Source organism: Pseudomonas sp. PDM32, from assembly GCF_019219225.1.
Taxonomy (GTDB): domain Bacteria; phylum Pseudomonadota; class Gammaproteobacteria; order Pseudomonadales; family Pseudomonadaceae; genus Aquipseudomonas; species Aquipseudomonas laurylsulfatiphila.
Window position 1 is genome coordinate 277,709 of record NZ_JAHUWE010000002.1, and the last position, 16,133, is coordinate 293,841.

General features: G+C 61.5%; 10 protein-coding genes. 6 read left to right on the plus strand and 4 right to left on the minus strand.

What is annotated here, in order from left to right; all coding sequences use genetic code 11:
- Positions 1 to 97: 97 nt before the first annotated feature.
- The 4 genes from xdhA (at position 98) to guaD (ending at position 6,231) form a co-directional block, all read left to right on the plus strand.
- Positions 98 to 1,552: a xanthine dehydrogenase small subunit gene (gene xdhA, locus KW846_RS04775; RefSeq protein ID WP_116582859.1), complete on the plus strand. Its 1,455-nt coding sequence runs from the start codon at positions 98 to 100 to the stop codon at positions 1,550 to 1,552.
- Positions 1,545 to 3,944: a xanthine dehydrogenase molybdopterin binding subunit gene (gene xdhB, locus KW846_RS04780; RefSeq protein ID WP_218481495.1), complete on the plus strand. Its 2,400-nt coding sequence runs from the start codon at positions 1,545 to 1,547 to the stop codon at positions 3,942 to 3,944. The genes xdhA and xdhB overlap by 8 nt, the downstream gene beginning before the upstream one ends.
- Before the next feature lie 117 nt (positions 3,945 to 4,061).
- Positions 4,062 to 4,919: a xanthine dehydrogenase accessory protein XdhC gene (xdhC, locus tag KW846_RS04785; RefSeq protein ID WP_218481496.1), complete on the plus strand. Its 858-nt coding sequence runs from the start codon at positions 4,062 to 4,064 to the stop codon at positions 4,917 to 4,919.
- 7 nt (positions 4,920 to 4,926) lie between these two features.
- Entirely contained in the window at positions 4,927 to 6,231 is a 1,305-nt protein-coding gene (guaD, locus tag KW846_RS04790) for a guanine deaminase (protein WP_218481497.1), read from the plus strand.
- Between the two features lie 162 nt (positions 6,232 to 6,393).
- Here guaD and KW846_RS04795 read toward each other — a convergent pair whose 3' ends face one another.
- The gene (locus KW846_RS04795; RefSeq protein ID WP_218481498.1) at positions 6,394 to 7,158 is read right to left on the minus strand and encodes a GntR family transcriptional regulator; all 765 of its coding nucleotides are present in this window, start codon (positions 7,156 to 7,158) and stop codon (positions 6,394 to 6,396) included.
- Positions 7,159 to 7,477: 319 nt separating this feature from the next.
- Between KW846_RS04795 and KW846_RS04800 the strand changes: the two genes are divergently transcribed.
- Positions 7,478 to 8,692 carry a benzoate/H(+) symporter BenE family transporter gene (locus KW846_RS04800; RefSeq protein WP_218475083.1) on the plus strand — a complete coding sequence of 405 codons (1,215 nt, stop codon included), beginning with the start codon at positions 7,478 to 7,480 and terminating at the stop codon, positions 8,690 to 8,692.
- A gap of 112 nt (positions 8,693 to 8,804) precedes the next feature.
- Here KW846_RS04800 and KW846_RS04805 read toward each other — a convergent pair whose 3' ends face one another.
- Positions 8,805 to 9,149 (minus strand): YggL family protein, encoded by a 345-nt coding sequence (locus tag KW846_RS04805; protein WP_007971486.1) that lies wholly within the window; start codon positions 9,147 to 9,149, stop codon positions 8,805 to 8,807.
- A 234-nt stretch (positions 9,150 to 9,383) separates the two neighbouring features.
- On the opposite strand from KW846_RS04805, the gene dacB reads away from it, so the two are divergent.
- Positions 9,384 to 10,844 carry a D-alanyl-D-alanine carboxypeptidase/D-alanyl-D-alanine-endopeptidase gene (gene dacB / locus KW846_RS04810; RefSeq protein ID WP_007971488.1) on the plus strand — a complete coding sequence of 487 codons (1,461 nt, stop codon included), beginning with the start codon at positions 9,384 to 9,386 and terminating at the stop codon, positions 10,842 to 10,844.
- Between the two features lie 138 nt (positions 10,845 to 10,982).
- On the opposite strand, the gene KW846_RS04815 is transcribed toward dacB, so the two are convergent.
- Together KW846_RS04815 and rlmKL are read right to left on the minus strand one after the other, a co-directional pair.
- Positions 10,983 to 13,382 (minus strand): diguanylate cyclase, encoded by a 2,400-nt coding sequence (locus tag KW846_RS04815; protein ID WP_218481499.1) that lies wholly within the window; start codon positions 13,380 to 13,382, stop codon positions 10,983 to 10,985.
- Positions 13,383 to 13,581: 199 nt separating this feature from the next.
- On the minus strand, positions 13,582 to 15,852 hold the full coding sequence (rlmKL, locus tag KW846_RS04820; protein WP_217837653.1) for a bifunctional 23S rRNA (guanine(2069)-N(7))-methyltransferase RlmK/23S rRNA (guanine(2445)-N(2))-methyltransferase RlmL: 2,271 nt from the start codon (positions 15,850 to 15,852) through the stop codon (positions 13,582 to 13,584).
- Positions 15,853 to 16,133: the final 281 nt, after the last annotated feature.

Below are 16,133 nucleotides of genomic sequence, written 5' to 3' on the forward strand. Positions count from 1 at the left end.
CCTGACCTTTAAGTCAGAAAATCATTGACCGAAAAGTCAGACCTGCTAAATTCGGTTCCTATCGGTTAACAACAATAATGAGTCTGCGAGGCCTTCCGTGATCCAGTTTTTACTAAACCAGGAACTCCGTAGCGAGCACGCCCTGGACCCGAACCTGACCGTGCTCAATTATCTGCGCGACCATGTGGGCAAACCCGGCACCAAAGAAGGCTGCGCCAGCGGTGACTGCGGCGCCTGCACCGTGGTCGTCGGCGAATTGCAGACCGATGACGACGGCCGCGAACACATTCGCTATCGCAGCCTCAACTCGTGCCTGACCTTCGTATCGTCCCTGCACGGCAAACAACTGATCAGCGTTGAAGACCTCAAGCACAAAGGTGAACTGCACAGCGTGCAAAAAGCCATGGTCGAGTGCCATGGCTCGCAATGCGGCTTCTGCACCCCAGGCTTCGTGATGTCGCTGTTTGCACTGCAAAAGAACAGCGACGCGCCGGATCATGCCAAGGCCCACGAAGCACTGGCCGGCAACCTCTGCCGCTGCACCGGCTACCGGCCGATCCTCGAAGCCGCCGAGCAGTCCTGCTGCGGCAAGCAGCCGGACCAGTTCGACGCCCGCGAGGCCGACACCATCGCGCGCCTGAAAGCCATTGCCCCGACCGATATCGGCGAACTCAACAGCGGCGACAAACGCTGCCTGGTGCCGCTGACCGTGGCCGACCTGGCCGACCTCTACGACGCTTATCCACAGGCCCGCCTGCTGGCCGGCGGCACCGACCTGGCGCTGGAAGTCACGCAGTTCCACCGCACCCTGCCGGTGATGATCTATGTCGGCAACGTTGCCGAGATGAAACGCATCGAGCGCTTTGACGATCGCCTGGAAATCGGCGCCGCCACCGCCCTTTCCGATTGCTACGAAGCCCTGAACGCCGAATACCCGGACTTCGGTGAATTGCTGCACCGTTTCGCGTCCCTGCAGATCCGCAACCAGGGCACCCTCGGCGGCAACATCGGCAACGCCTCGCCGATTGGTGACTCGCCGCCCCTGCTGATCGCCCTCGGCGCGCAAATCGTCCTGTGCAAAGGCGAAACCCGCCGCACCTTGGCGCTGGAAGATTACTTCATCGACTACCGCGTCACGGCACGCCAGGAAAGCGAGTTCATCGAAAAGATCATCGTGCCCCGCGCCAGCGTCGAAAAACTGTTCCGCGCCTACAAAGTCTCCAAGCGCCTGGATGATGACATCTCGGCAGTTTGTGCGGCCTTCAACATTCGCCTGGAAAACGGCGTGGTCGCCGAAGCCCGCGTCGCCTTTGGCGGCATGGCCGCGATCCCGAAACGTGCCGCCGCCTGCGAAGCCGCGCTGCTCGGCTCGCCATTCAATAACGCCACCGTTGAACGCGCCTGCGCGGCCCTGGGCGAAGACTTCACACCGCTCTCGGACTTCCGCGCCAGCAAGGAATATCGCCTGCTCAGCGCGCAGAACCTGCTGCGCAAATACTTCATCGAACTGCAAACGCCGCACATCGAGACCCGGGTGACCGCTTATGTCTAATCATCACGCCGTAGAGAAGACCCAAGCCGAATTGGCTGAACTGTTCGCCAAGGACCTGACCACCGGTGTCGGCCGCGCCGTCAAGCACGACAGCGCCGCCAAGCATGTGGCCGGTGAAGCGCAGTACATCGACGATCGCCTGGAGTTTCCGAACCAGCTGCACGTTTATGCGCGCATGTCGGACCGTGCCCATGCCCGCATCATCAGCATCGACACCTCGCCCTGCTATGCCTTCGAAGGCGTGCGCATCGCCATCACCCACGAAGACGTGCCGGGCCTGAAGGACATCGGTCCGTTGCTGCCGGGCGATCCGCTACTGGCGATCGACACCGTGCAGTTCGTCGGTCAACCGGTGATCGCCGTGGCGGCGAAAGACCTGGAAACCGCGCGCAAGGCGGCCATGGCTGCGATCATCGAATACGAGGACCTTGAGCCTGTGCTGGACGTGGTCGAAGCCCTGCGCAAGCGCCACTTCGTACTCGACAGCCACACCCACAAGCGCGGCGATTCGGCCACGGCGCTGGCCACTGCCGAGCACCGCATCCAGGGCACCCTGCACATCGGCGGCCAGGAGCACTTCTACCTGGAAACCCAGATCTCTTCGGTGATGCCGACCGAGGACGGCGGCATGATCGTCTACTGCTCCACGCAGAACCCCACCGAAGTGCAGAAACTGGTGGCCGAAGTCCTGGACGTGTCGATGAACAAGATCGTCGTCGACATGCGCCGCATGGGCGGCGGTTTCGGCGGCAAGGAAACCCAGGCGGCGAGCCCCGCGTGCCTGTGCGCGGTGATCGCGCACCTCACCGGCCAGCCGACCAAGATGCGTCTGCCACGGGTCGAAGACATGCTGATGACCGGCAAACGTCACCCCTTCTATGTCGAGTACGACGTCGGCTTCGACAGCACCGGCCGCCTGCACGGCATCAACCTGGAACTGGCCGGCAACTGCGGTTGCTCGCCTGACCTGTCGGCGTCGATCGTCGACCGCGCGATGTTCCACTCGGACAACTCGTACTACCTGGGCGATGCGACCATCAACGGTCACCGCTGCAAGACCAACACCGCGTCGAACACTGCCTACCGTGGTTTCGGCGGCCCGCAAGGCATGGTCGCCATCGAAGAAGTGATGGACGCCATCTCCCGCCATCTGGCCCTCGATCCTTTGGCCGTGCGCAAGGCCAACTACTACGGCAAGACCGAGCGCAACGTCACTCACTACTACCAGACCGTCGAGCACAACATGCTCGAGGAGATGACCGCCGAACTGGAAGAAAGCAGCCAGTACGCCGAGCGTCGCGAGGCGATCCGTCGCTACAACGCCAACAGCCCGATCCTGAAAAAAGGCCTGGCGCTGACCCCGGTGAAATTCGGTATTTCCTTCACCGCCAGCTTCCTCAACCAGGCCGGTGCCCTGGTGCACGTCTACACCGACGGCAGCATCCACCTGAACCACGGCGGCACCGAAATGGGCCAGGGCCTGAACACCAAGGTCGCGCAGGTCGTGGCCGAAGTGTTCCAGGTGGAAATGGACCGCGTGCAGATCACCGCGACCAACACCGACAAGGTGCCGAACACCTCGCCGACCGCTGCGTCCAGCGGTGCCGACCTGAACGGCAAGGCTGCGCAGAACGCCGCCGAAACCATCAAGCAGCGTCTGGTGGAATTTGCCGCGCGCCAGTACAAGGTCAGCGAAGAAGACGTGGAGTTCCACAACGGCCACGTGCGGGTCCGCGATCACATCCTGACGTTCGAAGCGTTGATCCAGCAGGCGTATTTCGCCCAGGTCTCGCTGTCGAGCACCGGCTTCTACAAGACCCCGAAAATCTACTACGACCGCAGCCAGGCCCGTGGCCGGCCGTTCTACTACTTCGCCTTTGGCGCGGCGTGCTGCGAAGTACTGGTCGACACCCTGACCGGCGAATACAAGATGCTGCGCACCGACATCCTCCACGACGTCGGCGCCTCGCTGAACCCGGCCATCGACATCGGTCAGGTCGAGGGCGGTTTCATCCAGGGCATGGGCTGGCTGACCATGGAAGAGCTGGTGTGGAACAACAAGGGCAAGCTGATGACTAACGGCCCGGCCAGTTACAAGATCCCGGCCGTGGCGGACATGCCGCTGGACCTGCGGGTGAAGCTGGTGGAAAACCGCAAGAACCCGGAAGACACGGTGTTCCATTCCAAGGCCGTGGGCGAGCCGCCGTTCATGCTCGGCATCGCTTCGTGGTGTGCGATCAAGGACGCCGTGGCGAGCCTGGGCGACTACAAACATCAACCGAAGATCGACGCACCGGCGACACCGGAGCGGGTGTTGTGGGGCTGTGAGCAGATGCGCCAGCTGAAGGCGGCGAAGGCTGTCGAGGCTGAAACCGAGTTGGCTTCGCTCTAAGACCGAGGTGCGGCCTTCGCGAGCAAGCCCGCTCCCACATTGAAATGCATTCCAAATGTGGGAGCGGGCTTGCTCGCGAAGAGGCCGGTACAGACAACAGAGATGTTGAGGTGAAACATGTACAACTGGATCGACGCCCTCGCCGACCTGCAAAACCGGGGTGAGCCCTGCGTGCTGGTAACCATCATCGAAGAGCTCGGCTCCACGCCGCGCAATGCCGGCTCGAAGATGGTCATCAGCGCGAACCAGGCCTTCGACACCATCGGTGGCGGGCACCTGGAATACAAGGCCATGAAGATCGCCCGCGAGATGCTCGCCAGCGGCAAGCAGGACACCCATCTGGAGCGTTTCAGCCTCGGCGCCAGCCTCGGCCAGTGCTGCGGCGGTGCCACCGTTCTGTTGTTCGAACCGATGGGCCAGGTGCAGGCGCAGATCGCCGTATTCGGTGCCGGCCACGTCGGCCGCGCCCTGGTGCCGCTGCTGGCCAGCCTGCCTTGCCGGGTACGCTGGATCGATTCGCGGGAAGAGGAATTCCCCGAACAGATCCCCCACGGCGTGCGCAAGATCGTCAGCGAAGAACCGGTGGATGAAGTCGATGACCTGCCCGCCGGCAGCTATTGCATCGTGATGACCCACAACCACCAGCTCGACCTCGAGTTGACCGCCGCGATCCTCAAGCGCAACGACTTCGCCTACTTCGGCCTGATCGGTTCGAAGACCAAACGCGTGAAGTTCGAACATCGCCTGCGCGACCGCGGGTTCGACAACAGCGTCGTGCAACGCATGCGCTGCCCGATGGGCATCGGCGAAGTCAAAGGCAAGTTGCCTGTGGAAATCGCCATCTCCATCGCCGGCGAAATCATCGCCACCTATAACGCGAACTTCGGCCAGCAGACCTCCAGCGCCGAACCGATTGCCAAACTGCTGCCCGCGTCACGCCGCAGCCAAACCGCAAACTTGAAAGCCTCGAACTGAGAATCTCATGCCTTTGACTCGCAAAGCTTACCGCGCCGCCATCCTGCACAGCATCGCCGACCCAGCCGAAGTCGGTATCGAAGCCTCCTACGAGTATTTCGAAGACGGCTTGCTGGTTGTGGATAACGGCCAGATCAGCGCCCTGGGCCACGCCAGCGAATTGCTGCCAACCCTGCCGGCGGATATCGAAATCACCCACTACCAGGACGCACTGATCACCCCCGGCTTCATCGATACCCACATCCACCTGCCGCAAACCGGCATGGTCGGCGCCTATGGCGAGCAATTGCTGGACTGGCTCAACACCTACACCTTCCCGTGCGAAAGCCAGTTCGCCGACAAGGCCCACGCTGACCAGGTCGCGGACATTTTCATCAAGGAACTGCTGCGCAATGGCACCACCACCGCGCTGGTGTTCGGCAGTGTGCACCCGCAATCGGTGAACTCGTTCTTCGAAGCGGCCGAACAGCTCGACCTGCGGATGATCGCCGGCAAGGTGATGATGGACCGCAACGCCCCGGACTATCTGACCGATACCGCCAAGTCCAGCTACGTCGACAGCAAGGCGCTGATCGAGCGCTGGCACGGCAAGGGTCGCCTGCACTACGCGGTCACCCCACGCTTCGCACCGACCAGTACCCCGGAACAGTTGACCCTGGCCGGCCAGTTGCTGACCGAATACCCGGATCTGTATATGCAGACCCACATCAGTGAAAACCTCAAGGAAATCGAGTGGGTCAAGGAGCTGTTCCCCGAGCGCAAAGGCTACCTGGACGTCTACGACCACTACCAGTTGCTCGGCGAGCGCTCGGTGTTCGCCCACGGCGTGCACCTGTGCGATGACGAGTGCGCGCGCCTGGCAGAAACCGGTTCGGCCATTTCGTTCTGCCCGACCTCGAACTTCTTCCTCGGCAGCGGCCTGTTCAACCTGCCGATGGCCGAGAAGCACAAGCTCAATGTCGGCATCGGCACCGATGTCGGCGGCGGCACCAGTTTCTCGCTGCTGCAAACCCTTAACGAAGCCTACAAGGTGATGCAACTGCAAGGTGCGCGCCTGAGCCCGTTCAAGTCGCTGTACCTGGCCACCCTCGGCGGCGCTCGCGCACTGCGCCTGGAAGACAGGATCGGCACCCTGCAACCGGGCACCGACGCCGACTTCCTGGTGCTGGACTACAACGCCACACCGCTGCTGGGCTATCGCCTGAAGCAGGCCAATAACATCGCCGAGACGTTGTTTGTGTTGATGACGCTGGGGGATGACCGGACGGTGCTGCAGACGTATGCGGCGGGCAATCTGGTGCATCAGCGCTAAATTTCTTCGGGCATAAAAAATCCCCCGTTGCTTTTCAGCCCGGGGGATTTTTTGTGTCTTTAAGGCCGCCTTCGCGAGCAAGCCCGCTCCCACAGGGGATTTGTGAACGGCACAGATCAAATGTGGGAGCGGGCTTGCTCGCGAATCAGGCGACGCGGTATTTCAGAGTTTCGCGGTCGATCGACCCGGCTTCTTGGTCTGCAGCAAATGCGAGAACACCGCATGCAGGTCATCCGAAGCACTTTCCTCGTCGAGGTTGAGCTTGCTGTCGATGTGATCCATGTGATGCATCATCAGGTTCACCGCCAGTTCAGAGTCGCGCTTCTCGATGGCGTCGATCAGCTGGGTGTGCTCGTCGTAGGAACAGTGGGAACGGTTGCCGCTTTCGTACTGGGCGATGATCAGCGACGTCTGGGACACCAGGCTGCGCTGGAAGCTGATCAACGGGGCATTTTTCGCCGCTTCAGCCAGTTTCAGGTGGAATTCGCCCGACAGACGGATGCCGGCACCACGGTCGCCACGGGAGAAGCTGTCGCGTTCGTCGTTGACCATCTGGCGCAATTCGGCGATCTGCTCGGCGGTGGCGTGCTGCACCGCCAGCTCGGTGATCGCGCGCTCGACCAGACGCCGGGCCATGAACACCTGGCGCGCCTCCTCGACACTCGGGCTGGCAACCACGGCGCCGCGATTCGGACGCAACAGCACCACGCCTTCATGGGCCAGGCGCGACAGGGCGCGGCGAATGATGGTACGGCTGACCCCGAAAATTTCCCCCAGCGCTTCTTCGCTCAACTTGGTGCCGGGCGCCAGACGCTGCTCGAGGATGGCCTCGAAGATATGCGCGTAGACAATATCGTCCTGGGTACCGCTGCGGCCGGCTTTGCCTGCTCGCGGTTGTTTCTTTAGGGGTTGCAACTGTTCGTTCATGGGCACTCGAGTCGGAAGAACTGCGGCGAATTGACCGTGACTGTAATACGGCACAGTGGGTCGCTGGCAAGTATCGCGTAAAAAACACTGCGATTGTACACAATGGATGGTGGCAACACGACTGTACGGCTGAATGTTGCCTCGGCTGTATCGCAACGCCTGATTACTTTTGAGTTTAGGCTTTAACGCAGAATCCGCTGCCTAAACACGATCCGTGTAGGAGCTGCCGAAGGCTGCGATCTTTTGATCTTGAAAATCAAAAGATCGCAGCCTTCGGCAGCTCCTACAGGGAACAACTTCATCAGTAGAAGGCCCCGTCATGAACGACGCCACCCACACGCAAATCCGCCCGCTGGCCGACACCTCGCCCTCGGCCATCGTCGCCGGGTTCATCGCCATGATGACCGGCTACACCAGCTCCCTGGTGCTGATGTTCCAGGCCGGACAAGCGGCGGGCCTGAGCAGCGGGCAGATTTCTTCGTGGATCTGGGCGATCTCCATCGGCATGGCGGTGTGCTCCATCGGCCTGTCCCTGCGTTATCGCACACCGATCACCATTGCCTGGTCGACCCCGGGTGCCGCGCTGCTGATCACCAGCCTGGGCGGCGTGAGCTACGGCGAAGCCATTGGCGCCTATATGACCTGCGCGGTGCTGGTGACGATTTGCGGGCTGACCGGCAGCTTCGAACGGCTGGTGAAAAAAATCCCCGCCTCCCTGGCCGCCGCCCTGCTGGCAGGGATCCTGTTCAAGATCGGCAGCGAGATTTTCGTCGCCGCGCAACACCGCACGGCCCTGGTACTGGGGATGTTTGTCACTTATCTGCTGGTCAAGCGCCTGTCGCCGCGCTATGCGGTACTGGCAGCCTTGCTGATCGGCACGGCATTGTCAGGTTTCATGGGGCTGCTGGACTTCAGCGGTTTTCACCTGGAGGTCGCCACGCCAGTCTGGACCACACCGCAGTTCTCCCTGGCCGCGACCATCAGCATCGGCATTCCGCTGTTTGTCGTCGCCATGACTTCACAAAACATGCCCGGCATCGCCGTATTGCGCGCCGATGGCTACACGGTGCCAGCCTCGCCGCTGATCACCACCACCGGCATCGCCAGTTTGCTGCTGGCACCGTTCGGTTCTCACGGGATCAACCTGGCGGCGATCAGCGCGGCGATCTGCACCGGTCCGCACGCCCATGAAGATCGCAACAAACGCTACACCGCCGCCGTCTGGTGCGGGATTTTCTACGGGATCGCCGGCGTGTTCGGCGCAACGCTCGCGGCATTGTTCGCTGCGCTGCCCAAGGAGCTGGTGCTGTCGATTGCTGCGCTGGCGCTGTTCGGCTCGATCATCAACGGCCTGAGCATCGCCATGAGCGAAGTGAAGGAACGTGAAGCGGCGCTCATCACCTTCATGGTCACGGCATCGGGGCTGACGCTGTTTTCCATCGGTTCGGCGTTCTGGGGGATTGTCGCGGGGGTGGTGACGCTGCTGATTCTGAACTGTAGGAGCGAGCCTGCTCGCGATGGTCGTCAACGATAACGCTGGAAGCCTGACACCCCGCGGTGTTCTCAGGTTCATCGCGAGCAAGCTCGCTCCTACAAAAAAAAAGCAAAAAAAACGGCGACCCTTGGGTCGCCGTTTTTTCAGAACATCAAGCTACCGGATTGATCGGCTTTTCCGGGTACCAGACGTCCAGCAGCGGGCTGACTTCAACGCTGGTCAGCTCGGTGCGGCCTTTGAGCCAGGCTTCAACGGCAGCGCGCTGTTCAGCGCTGACCGAGCCACGCTTCTGCAGGCAAACCAGACCGTAGTCGTCGCCGCCAACATAACCCAGACCGTTGGCTTCCATGGCTTCTTTGAGGAACGCATCGAGGAAAGCATCAATGGCTTCATCAGCCAAATCTTCTTTGAAATCCAGGTTCAGTTCGAAACCCAGCTCTTGAAATTCATCGACGCACAGTTTTTTGCGCAGACGCTGGGAACGGTTAGTCGCCATTGGAACAATCCTCTTAAGTAATAACGGGCGGCACTTTAGCAGTTTAAGCCGCCGATTGCCCGACTCTCTGGGCCACCACGCCTACCGTCGGTAAAAAAATAGCCGATCAGACAGCCCTCGCACGGCACAAGCCGTGACACCTTGGGGCATAATGCCGACACTTTCATGACCATTGAGGGAATTTATCTTCATGCCCTCATCTTTTTTTCCCTCGGCTGTAGGGTTTTATTTCAGATGATCAAATCTTTGCGTCCATTGCTGTTGGCCGGTTTTCTTCTCCCCCTGGCCCTCCCCGTTTCTGCAGCTCCGGTCAATACTGCGCTGTCGCCCAACGTTGAAAAAGCCCTGAAAGCCAGCAAGCTGCAGGACAACGCCCTGTCGCTGGTGATGATCCCGCTCACCGGCCCCGGTACCCCGACGGTGTTCAACGCCGACGTGTCGGTCAACCCGGCGTCGACCATGAAACTGGTCACCACCTACGCGGCCCTGGAAATGCTCGGCCCGAACCACCAGTGGAAAACCGAGTTCTACACCGACGGCACCCTCAGTGGCGGCATCCTCAACGGCAACCTCTACCTCAAGGGTGGCGGCGATCCGAAGCTGAACATGGAAAAACTCTGGCTGTTGATGCGTGACCTGCGTGCCAACGGTGTCACCCAGGTCACCGGCGACCTGGTGCTGGATAAAACCTTCTTCGTGCAACCGCAACTGCCGGAGTTCAATGACGACGGCAACGACGAGAACAAGCCGTTTCTGGTCAAACCCGACTCGCTGCTGGTCAACCTCAAGGCGCTGCGCTTCGTTGCGCGCAATGACTCGGGCAAGGTACTGGTCTCGGTGGAACCGCCGATTGCGAGCATCCGCATCGACAACCAGGTCAAGGCCCTCAATTCCAAGCAATGCACCGGTGGCGTGCGTTACAACCCGGTGGCGCAAGCCGATGGCACCGTGACCGTTACCGTCGGCGGTCAACTGGGTGAAGGCTGCAGCTCGCAGACCTACCTGTCGCTGCTCGACCATGCGACCTACACCGCCGGCGCCGTCCGCGCGATCTGGAAGGAACTGGGTGGCAGCATCCAGGGCAGGGATGTGCTGGCGCCAACCCCTAAAGACGCCAAGGTTCTGGCCCGGGCGTTCTCGCCGGACCTGGCGGAAATCATCCGCGACATCAACAAGTACAGTAACAACACCATGGCCCAGCAGTTGTTCCTGAGCCTGGGCCAACGTTTCCGCACCGATGCCGATGGTGACGACGCCAAGGCTGCCCAGCGTGTCGTGCGTCAGTGGCTGGCGAAAAAGGGCATCACCGCGCCGCACCTGGTGATGGAGAACGGCTCCGGCCTGTCCCGCGCCGAGCGCGTCAGCGCCCGGGAAATGGCCTCGATGCTCGAAGCGGCGTGGCACAGCCCGTATGCCGCTGAGTACATCAGTTCGATGCCGATTGCCGGCACCGACGGCACCATGCGCAAGCGCCTGAAGACCACGGCGATGCGCGGCGAAGCCCACGTCAAGACCGGCACGCTGAACACCGTACGGGCGATTGCCGGCTTCAGTCGCGACGTCAACGGCAACACCTGGGCGGTGGTGGCGATCCTCAACGACAAGGCCCCGTTCGGCGCCTCGTCGGTGCTTGATCAGGTGCTGCTCGACCTGTACCGCCAACCGAAAGCGCCGCAGACGGCTTCAGTGTTGTAAAGCACAGCTCTGCCCCCTTGTAGGAGCGAGCCTGCTCGCGATGGATTCGAGAGCGCCGCGTACATTCAGTATGCCCGCGTTATCGTTATCGACCATCGCGAACAGGCTCGCTCCTACAGGGTCAGCGTACACCCCGGGTTAATTCATCTCCTCTTCTACCCGGTCTCGCCCTGCCTGTTTCGCCGCATAAACCCCCGAATCCGCGCGCAACAGCAAGGCATCGGCGCCCTCCCCGGCGCGCCAACTGGCAATTCCGAAACTGGCGGTGACCGTACCAACGCCTTCAATGGGTGAGCTGCGCAGGCTGTGCCACAATTGCTGGGCCAGCACATAGGCATGTTCGCCGCCGATGTCCGGGCACAACACCATGAACTCTTCGCCGCCCAAGCGGCAGAACACATCGGTGCGACGCAGCCGGTGGCCGATCCGTTCGCACACTGCCTGCAACACCCGGTCACCGATGGCGTGGCCATGCAGGTCATTGATGCGCTTGAAATGGTCGATATCGAGCATGATCACCGACAAATCCCCACCGCCACGCTCCACCCGGGCCATTTCGGTGGTCAGGCGTTCCTGGAAATAACGCCGGTTGTGGATGCCGGTCAGGGAATCGGTGACCGACAACGCGCGCAATTCTTCTTCCACCCGCTTCATATCGGAAATGTCCGAGATATAGCCGTGCCAGAGCACGCCGCCACCGGGCAGCTCCTCCGGAGTGGCTTCGCCGCGCACCCAACGCAAACCCCGTTGCGGCAGTTGCACGCGGTACTCCTCGCGCCAGGGGCTGAGGGTTTCGGCCGAGGCACGGATCGAGGCGCGGACACGGGTAGTGTCCTGGGGATGAATCCGGGTGAAGATCGCTTCGGCATTGAGCAGCAGCACGTCGGGTTCCAGCTCGTAGATATCGCGAATGCCGTCGCTGGCATAGATCACGCTGAAGCGCCCGTCGAATTCCATCTTGAACTGGTAGATGCCACCGGGCACGTGGGCGCTGAGTTTCTTCAACAGCAGGTCCCGCGCCGCGAGCGCTTCATGGACCCGCTTGCGTTCGGTGATGTCGATGCACACCGCCAGGTGCCCAACCCACAGGCCTTGCTCGTCGAGCACCGGCGTGGCCAGCATATTGACCATCAGGTGGCTGCCATCGCCGCGCACCAGGGTCCACTCCCGTGCCTCGTGACCGCCCTCCACGTCGCCTTCGACCAGCATCGCCTGGCAGGTCGGCACCGGCTTGCCATAGCGCGCGCTCAACTCGGCTGAACGACCAGCCAGCTCCCGGGGCAGGTGCAAGTTCTCCAGGGTCATATGGCCGACCACTTCGGCACTGGTATAGCCGAGCATCTGCTCGGCACCAGCGTTGAAGGTGCTGATGACGCCGCGCAGGTCGGTGGCGATGATCGCAACCTGGGTGGCGGCATTCAGCACGCCACGCAACTGACCATGGGTGCCACGCAGCTCCTGTTCCCGATCGCGCAGCTCCTGGGTACGCTGATCGACCAGTCTCAACGCCCGCTGCCGCTGACTGACCAGCACATAGAGCAAGGCACTGAGCAACAGGCTGAGCAAACCACCCAATACGACCAGACTGGTCACGGAGGAATGGTTGGCCTGCACGAACGCGTCGCTGGGCTGGATATCGACTTGATAGTCATGGTCGGCCATGCGCAACAGGCGCGTAGCCGACAGCTCGCTGACGGCTGGCGGGTTGGGCGACTCGAACAGCACTTCGTGCTGGTCGTCGGTCGACAAATCGAGGATGCGTACCGAGAGATAGTCGCGACTCGCTTCCGGCAGTCCGTCCGCCAGCAATTGGCGCATGCTGATCACGGCCATCACATACCCGTAGGGCTTCGTGCCTTTGTCGTCCTGTCCGGTGCGCTGCGTGACCGGCGCGACCAGCAGCACGCCGCGCGCATAGGCCGGTTCGATACTCACCAGATGCATCGGTTGCGACACTGCCATGCCGCCACGCCGATCGGCCCGCTCGAGCGTGGCACGCCGCAGCGGCTGGGCCAGCAAGTCGTAACCGAGGGGAGCGCCGAGTTTGCTTTGCGTCTGGCTATACAGCACCGCCACGTACTCATCCCGCTCGCCGGCCAGTTGCAATTGGCCGGCGGCGTTGAGTTCTCTCAGGGTGAAGCTGTTCAGGCCCTCGTCTCGCACCCGTCGCTCGAACGCCGCCCGCTCGTCACGAGTGATCCGCTGGGCGTAGGAATACGCCTGGGTTCGCAGCAGCAAAGGTTGGGTGTAGCCGTCGAATTCTGCTCGGGACACTGAACCGGAATTGGCGAAAAACCGGCGCAGGCCGTCGAGGCGCTGCTCCTGATCTTCGAAACGTTCTTCGATACGGCTGTAACGTTCACTGGCCAGCAGTTGAAAGCGTTGCCGCAATTGATGGTGAAACAGATTCAGCGTCGACCACGCCAGCAACCCGGTGAGCACCCCGCCGATCAACAAAACCAGCAGCGCGACCAGCCAGGCCGAGGCATCTTCGCTGATAAAACCCAGGATCTTGGGGCGCACGGCGTGCAACGACATAAAACGCAACTCAAAACGCCAGGTGCGGGAAAGCCCTTTGGCCCTGAGTGGAGTTATAGCTATTAGCCACTAATTTGACCAGCACCCTGTAGGAGCGAGCCTGCTCGCGATGGACTCAAGAACACCGCGTGCTTTCAGAAAGCTCGCGTTATCGTTGTCGACCATCGCGAGCAGGCTCGCTCCTACAGTGGGGCAACCATCAACGCGCCATGATTTTCCAGGCGCGATGGATCTTGGCGTTGCGCGCAAAATCCGGATCGAGGGTCTGGGCAGTGATGTCCTCGACCGCATAACGCTCGCCGAGATTGGCCTCCAGTTCGAACTTGCGGAAGTTGTTGGAGAAATACAACACGCCACCGGGTGCCAGGCGCGCCATGGCCAGGTCGATCAGTTGCACCTGGTCACGCTGCACGTCGAACACGCCTTCCATGCGCTTGGAGTTGGAGAACGTCGGCGGGTCGATGAAGATCAGGTCGTACTCGTCACGACTGGCTTCGAGCCACGCCATCACATCGCCCTGCTCCAGGCGGTTCTTGTCGGAAAAACCGTTCAGCGACAGGTTGCGACGCGCCCAGTCCAGATAAGTCTTCGACAGGTCGACACTGGTGGTGCTGCGCGCGCCGCCCTTGGCCGCATGCACACTGGCCGTTGCGGTGTAGCAGAACAGATTGAGGAAGCGTTTGCCGGCTGCCTCTTTCTGGATACGCATGCGCATCGGCCGATGGTCGAGGAACAGACCGGTGTCGAGGTAGTCGGTGAGGTTCACCAGCAACTTCACACCGCCTTCATTGACCTCGACAAATTTGCCCTGCGCCGCCTGGCGCTCGTACTGTTTGGTGCCGCTCTGACGCTCGCGGCGCTTGACCACCACACGGTTCTTGTCGATGTTCAACGCCTGCGGGATGGCTGCCAGGGCATCGAACATGCGGGCCGACGCTTTTTCCGGATCGATGGACTTCGGCGCGGCGTACTCCTGAACATGGACCCAGTCGTGATACAGGTCGATGGCCATGGAATATTCCGGCATGTCGGCATCGTACACGCGGTAGCAGTCGATTCCTTCACGCTTGACCCACTTGCCCAGGGCCTTGAGGTTCTTTTGCAGGCGGTTGGCGAACATCTGCCCGCCTTCGCTCAGGCGCGGCTGCTCGACCACCGGAGCCGGTGCCGGGGTCGGTTTGATCGGGTTGCCGTTTTTATTGAACTTGCGTTCTTGCGGTTCGTTCGGCGTCTGATCGTAGGCGGCTTGCTCACGCTCAACCTGGCGCTGTTCCGGCGTACGACGCTCGCCGGTGACGAACTGATCGGGCAGCACCTTGATCAGCAGCAGCTTGCACGGCAAGGCGCCGTTCCAGAACGAATACTGCTTGTGGCTGCGGATGCCCATGCGCTTGCCCAGATCCGGCGCGCCGGTGAACACCGCCGCCTCCCAGTTCAGGCAGGCCTGACGCAGGCGCTCGCCGAGGTTCTGGTAGAGATAAAGCAGGCTCGCCTCGTCGCCCAGACGCTCGCCGTACGGAGGGTTGCAGATCACCAGACCTTTCTGGTTCTGGTCCGGGCGCGGCTCGAACGTCGCGACTTCACCCTGGTAGATCTTGATCCACTCGCTCAGGCCGGCGCGCTCGACGTTGTTGCGACCCGGTTGAATCAACCGCGGATCGGCTTCGTAGCCACGGATCCACAGCGGTGTCTTGGCCAGGCCGGCAGCGGCGCGCTCGGACGCTTCTTCGTGGAGTTTTTTCCACAACGCCGGAACGTGACCGAGCCAGGCAGTAAAGCCCCACTGCTCACGGCGCAGGTTCGGCGCGATGTCCGCGGCGATCATCGCCGCTTCCACCAGGAACGTACCGACACCGCACATCGGGTCGGCCAGCGCGCCGCCTTCGGCCGCGATACGTGGCCAGCCGGAACGGATCAGGATGGCGGCCGCGAGGTTTTCCTTCAGCGGTGCCGCACCTTGCTGCAGGCGATAGCCTCGCTGGTGCAGGCTGTGGCCGGACAGGTCGAGGGACAGAATGGCTTCGCCGCGGTCCAGGCGCAGGTGAATGCGCAGGTCCGGATTGAGCTTGTCGATGGACGGACGGTCGCCTTGCGGGGTCCGCAGTTTGTCGACGATGGCGTCCTTGACCTTCAGCGCGCCGAAGTGAGTGTTGTCGATACCCGACCCATGGCCGCTGAATTCGACGGCCAGGGTGCCGTCGTTGAGCATGTGGTCTTGCCACTCGATGTCCAGCACGCCGTGGTACAGGTCTTCGGCGTCCTTCATCGGGAAACGCTTGAGCACCAGCAGCACGCGGTTGGCCAGGCGTGACCACAGGCACAGGCGATAAGCGGTTTCCATGGTGGCCATGCCGCGCACGGCAGAGGTGTGCTCCCGCGCTTCCTCAAGGCCAAGCCCGACGGCTTCCTCGATGAGCAGGCCTTCAAGGCCTTTTGGGCAAGTGAGGAAGAGTTCGAAACGATCGGACATGGGAATTCCAGAACCTTTAGCTGAGTGACCGGGCAACGCATTGCCGGTCCGGTTTTCAATCAGGCGCTTTTCTCGAAGAGCGCCCGCGTGGCACGAAGGTGTGCCGCTCCACCCCTGCTGCTCGGGTTAAATGAGCTTAGATGCAAGGACAGATAAAAAAGTTGATGCAATGAAATGTCATAAGTCGACCCTTCGTCGAATAGTCCCTCCCGGCAACGGGAGCCATTCTCACTAAAGGATTAAGCTCATCATCCAGCGCAGGGCCGATCATACCGGGGTTT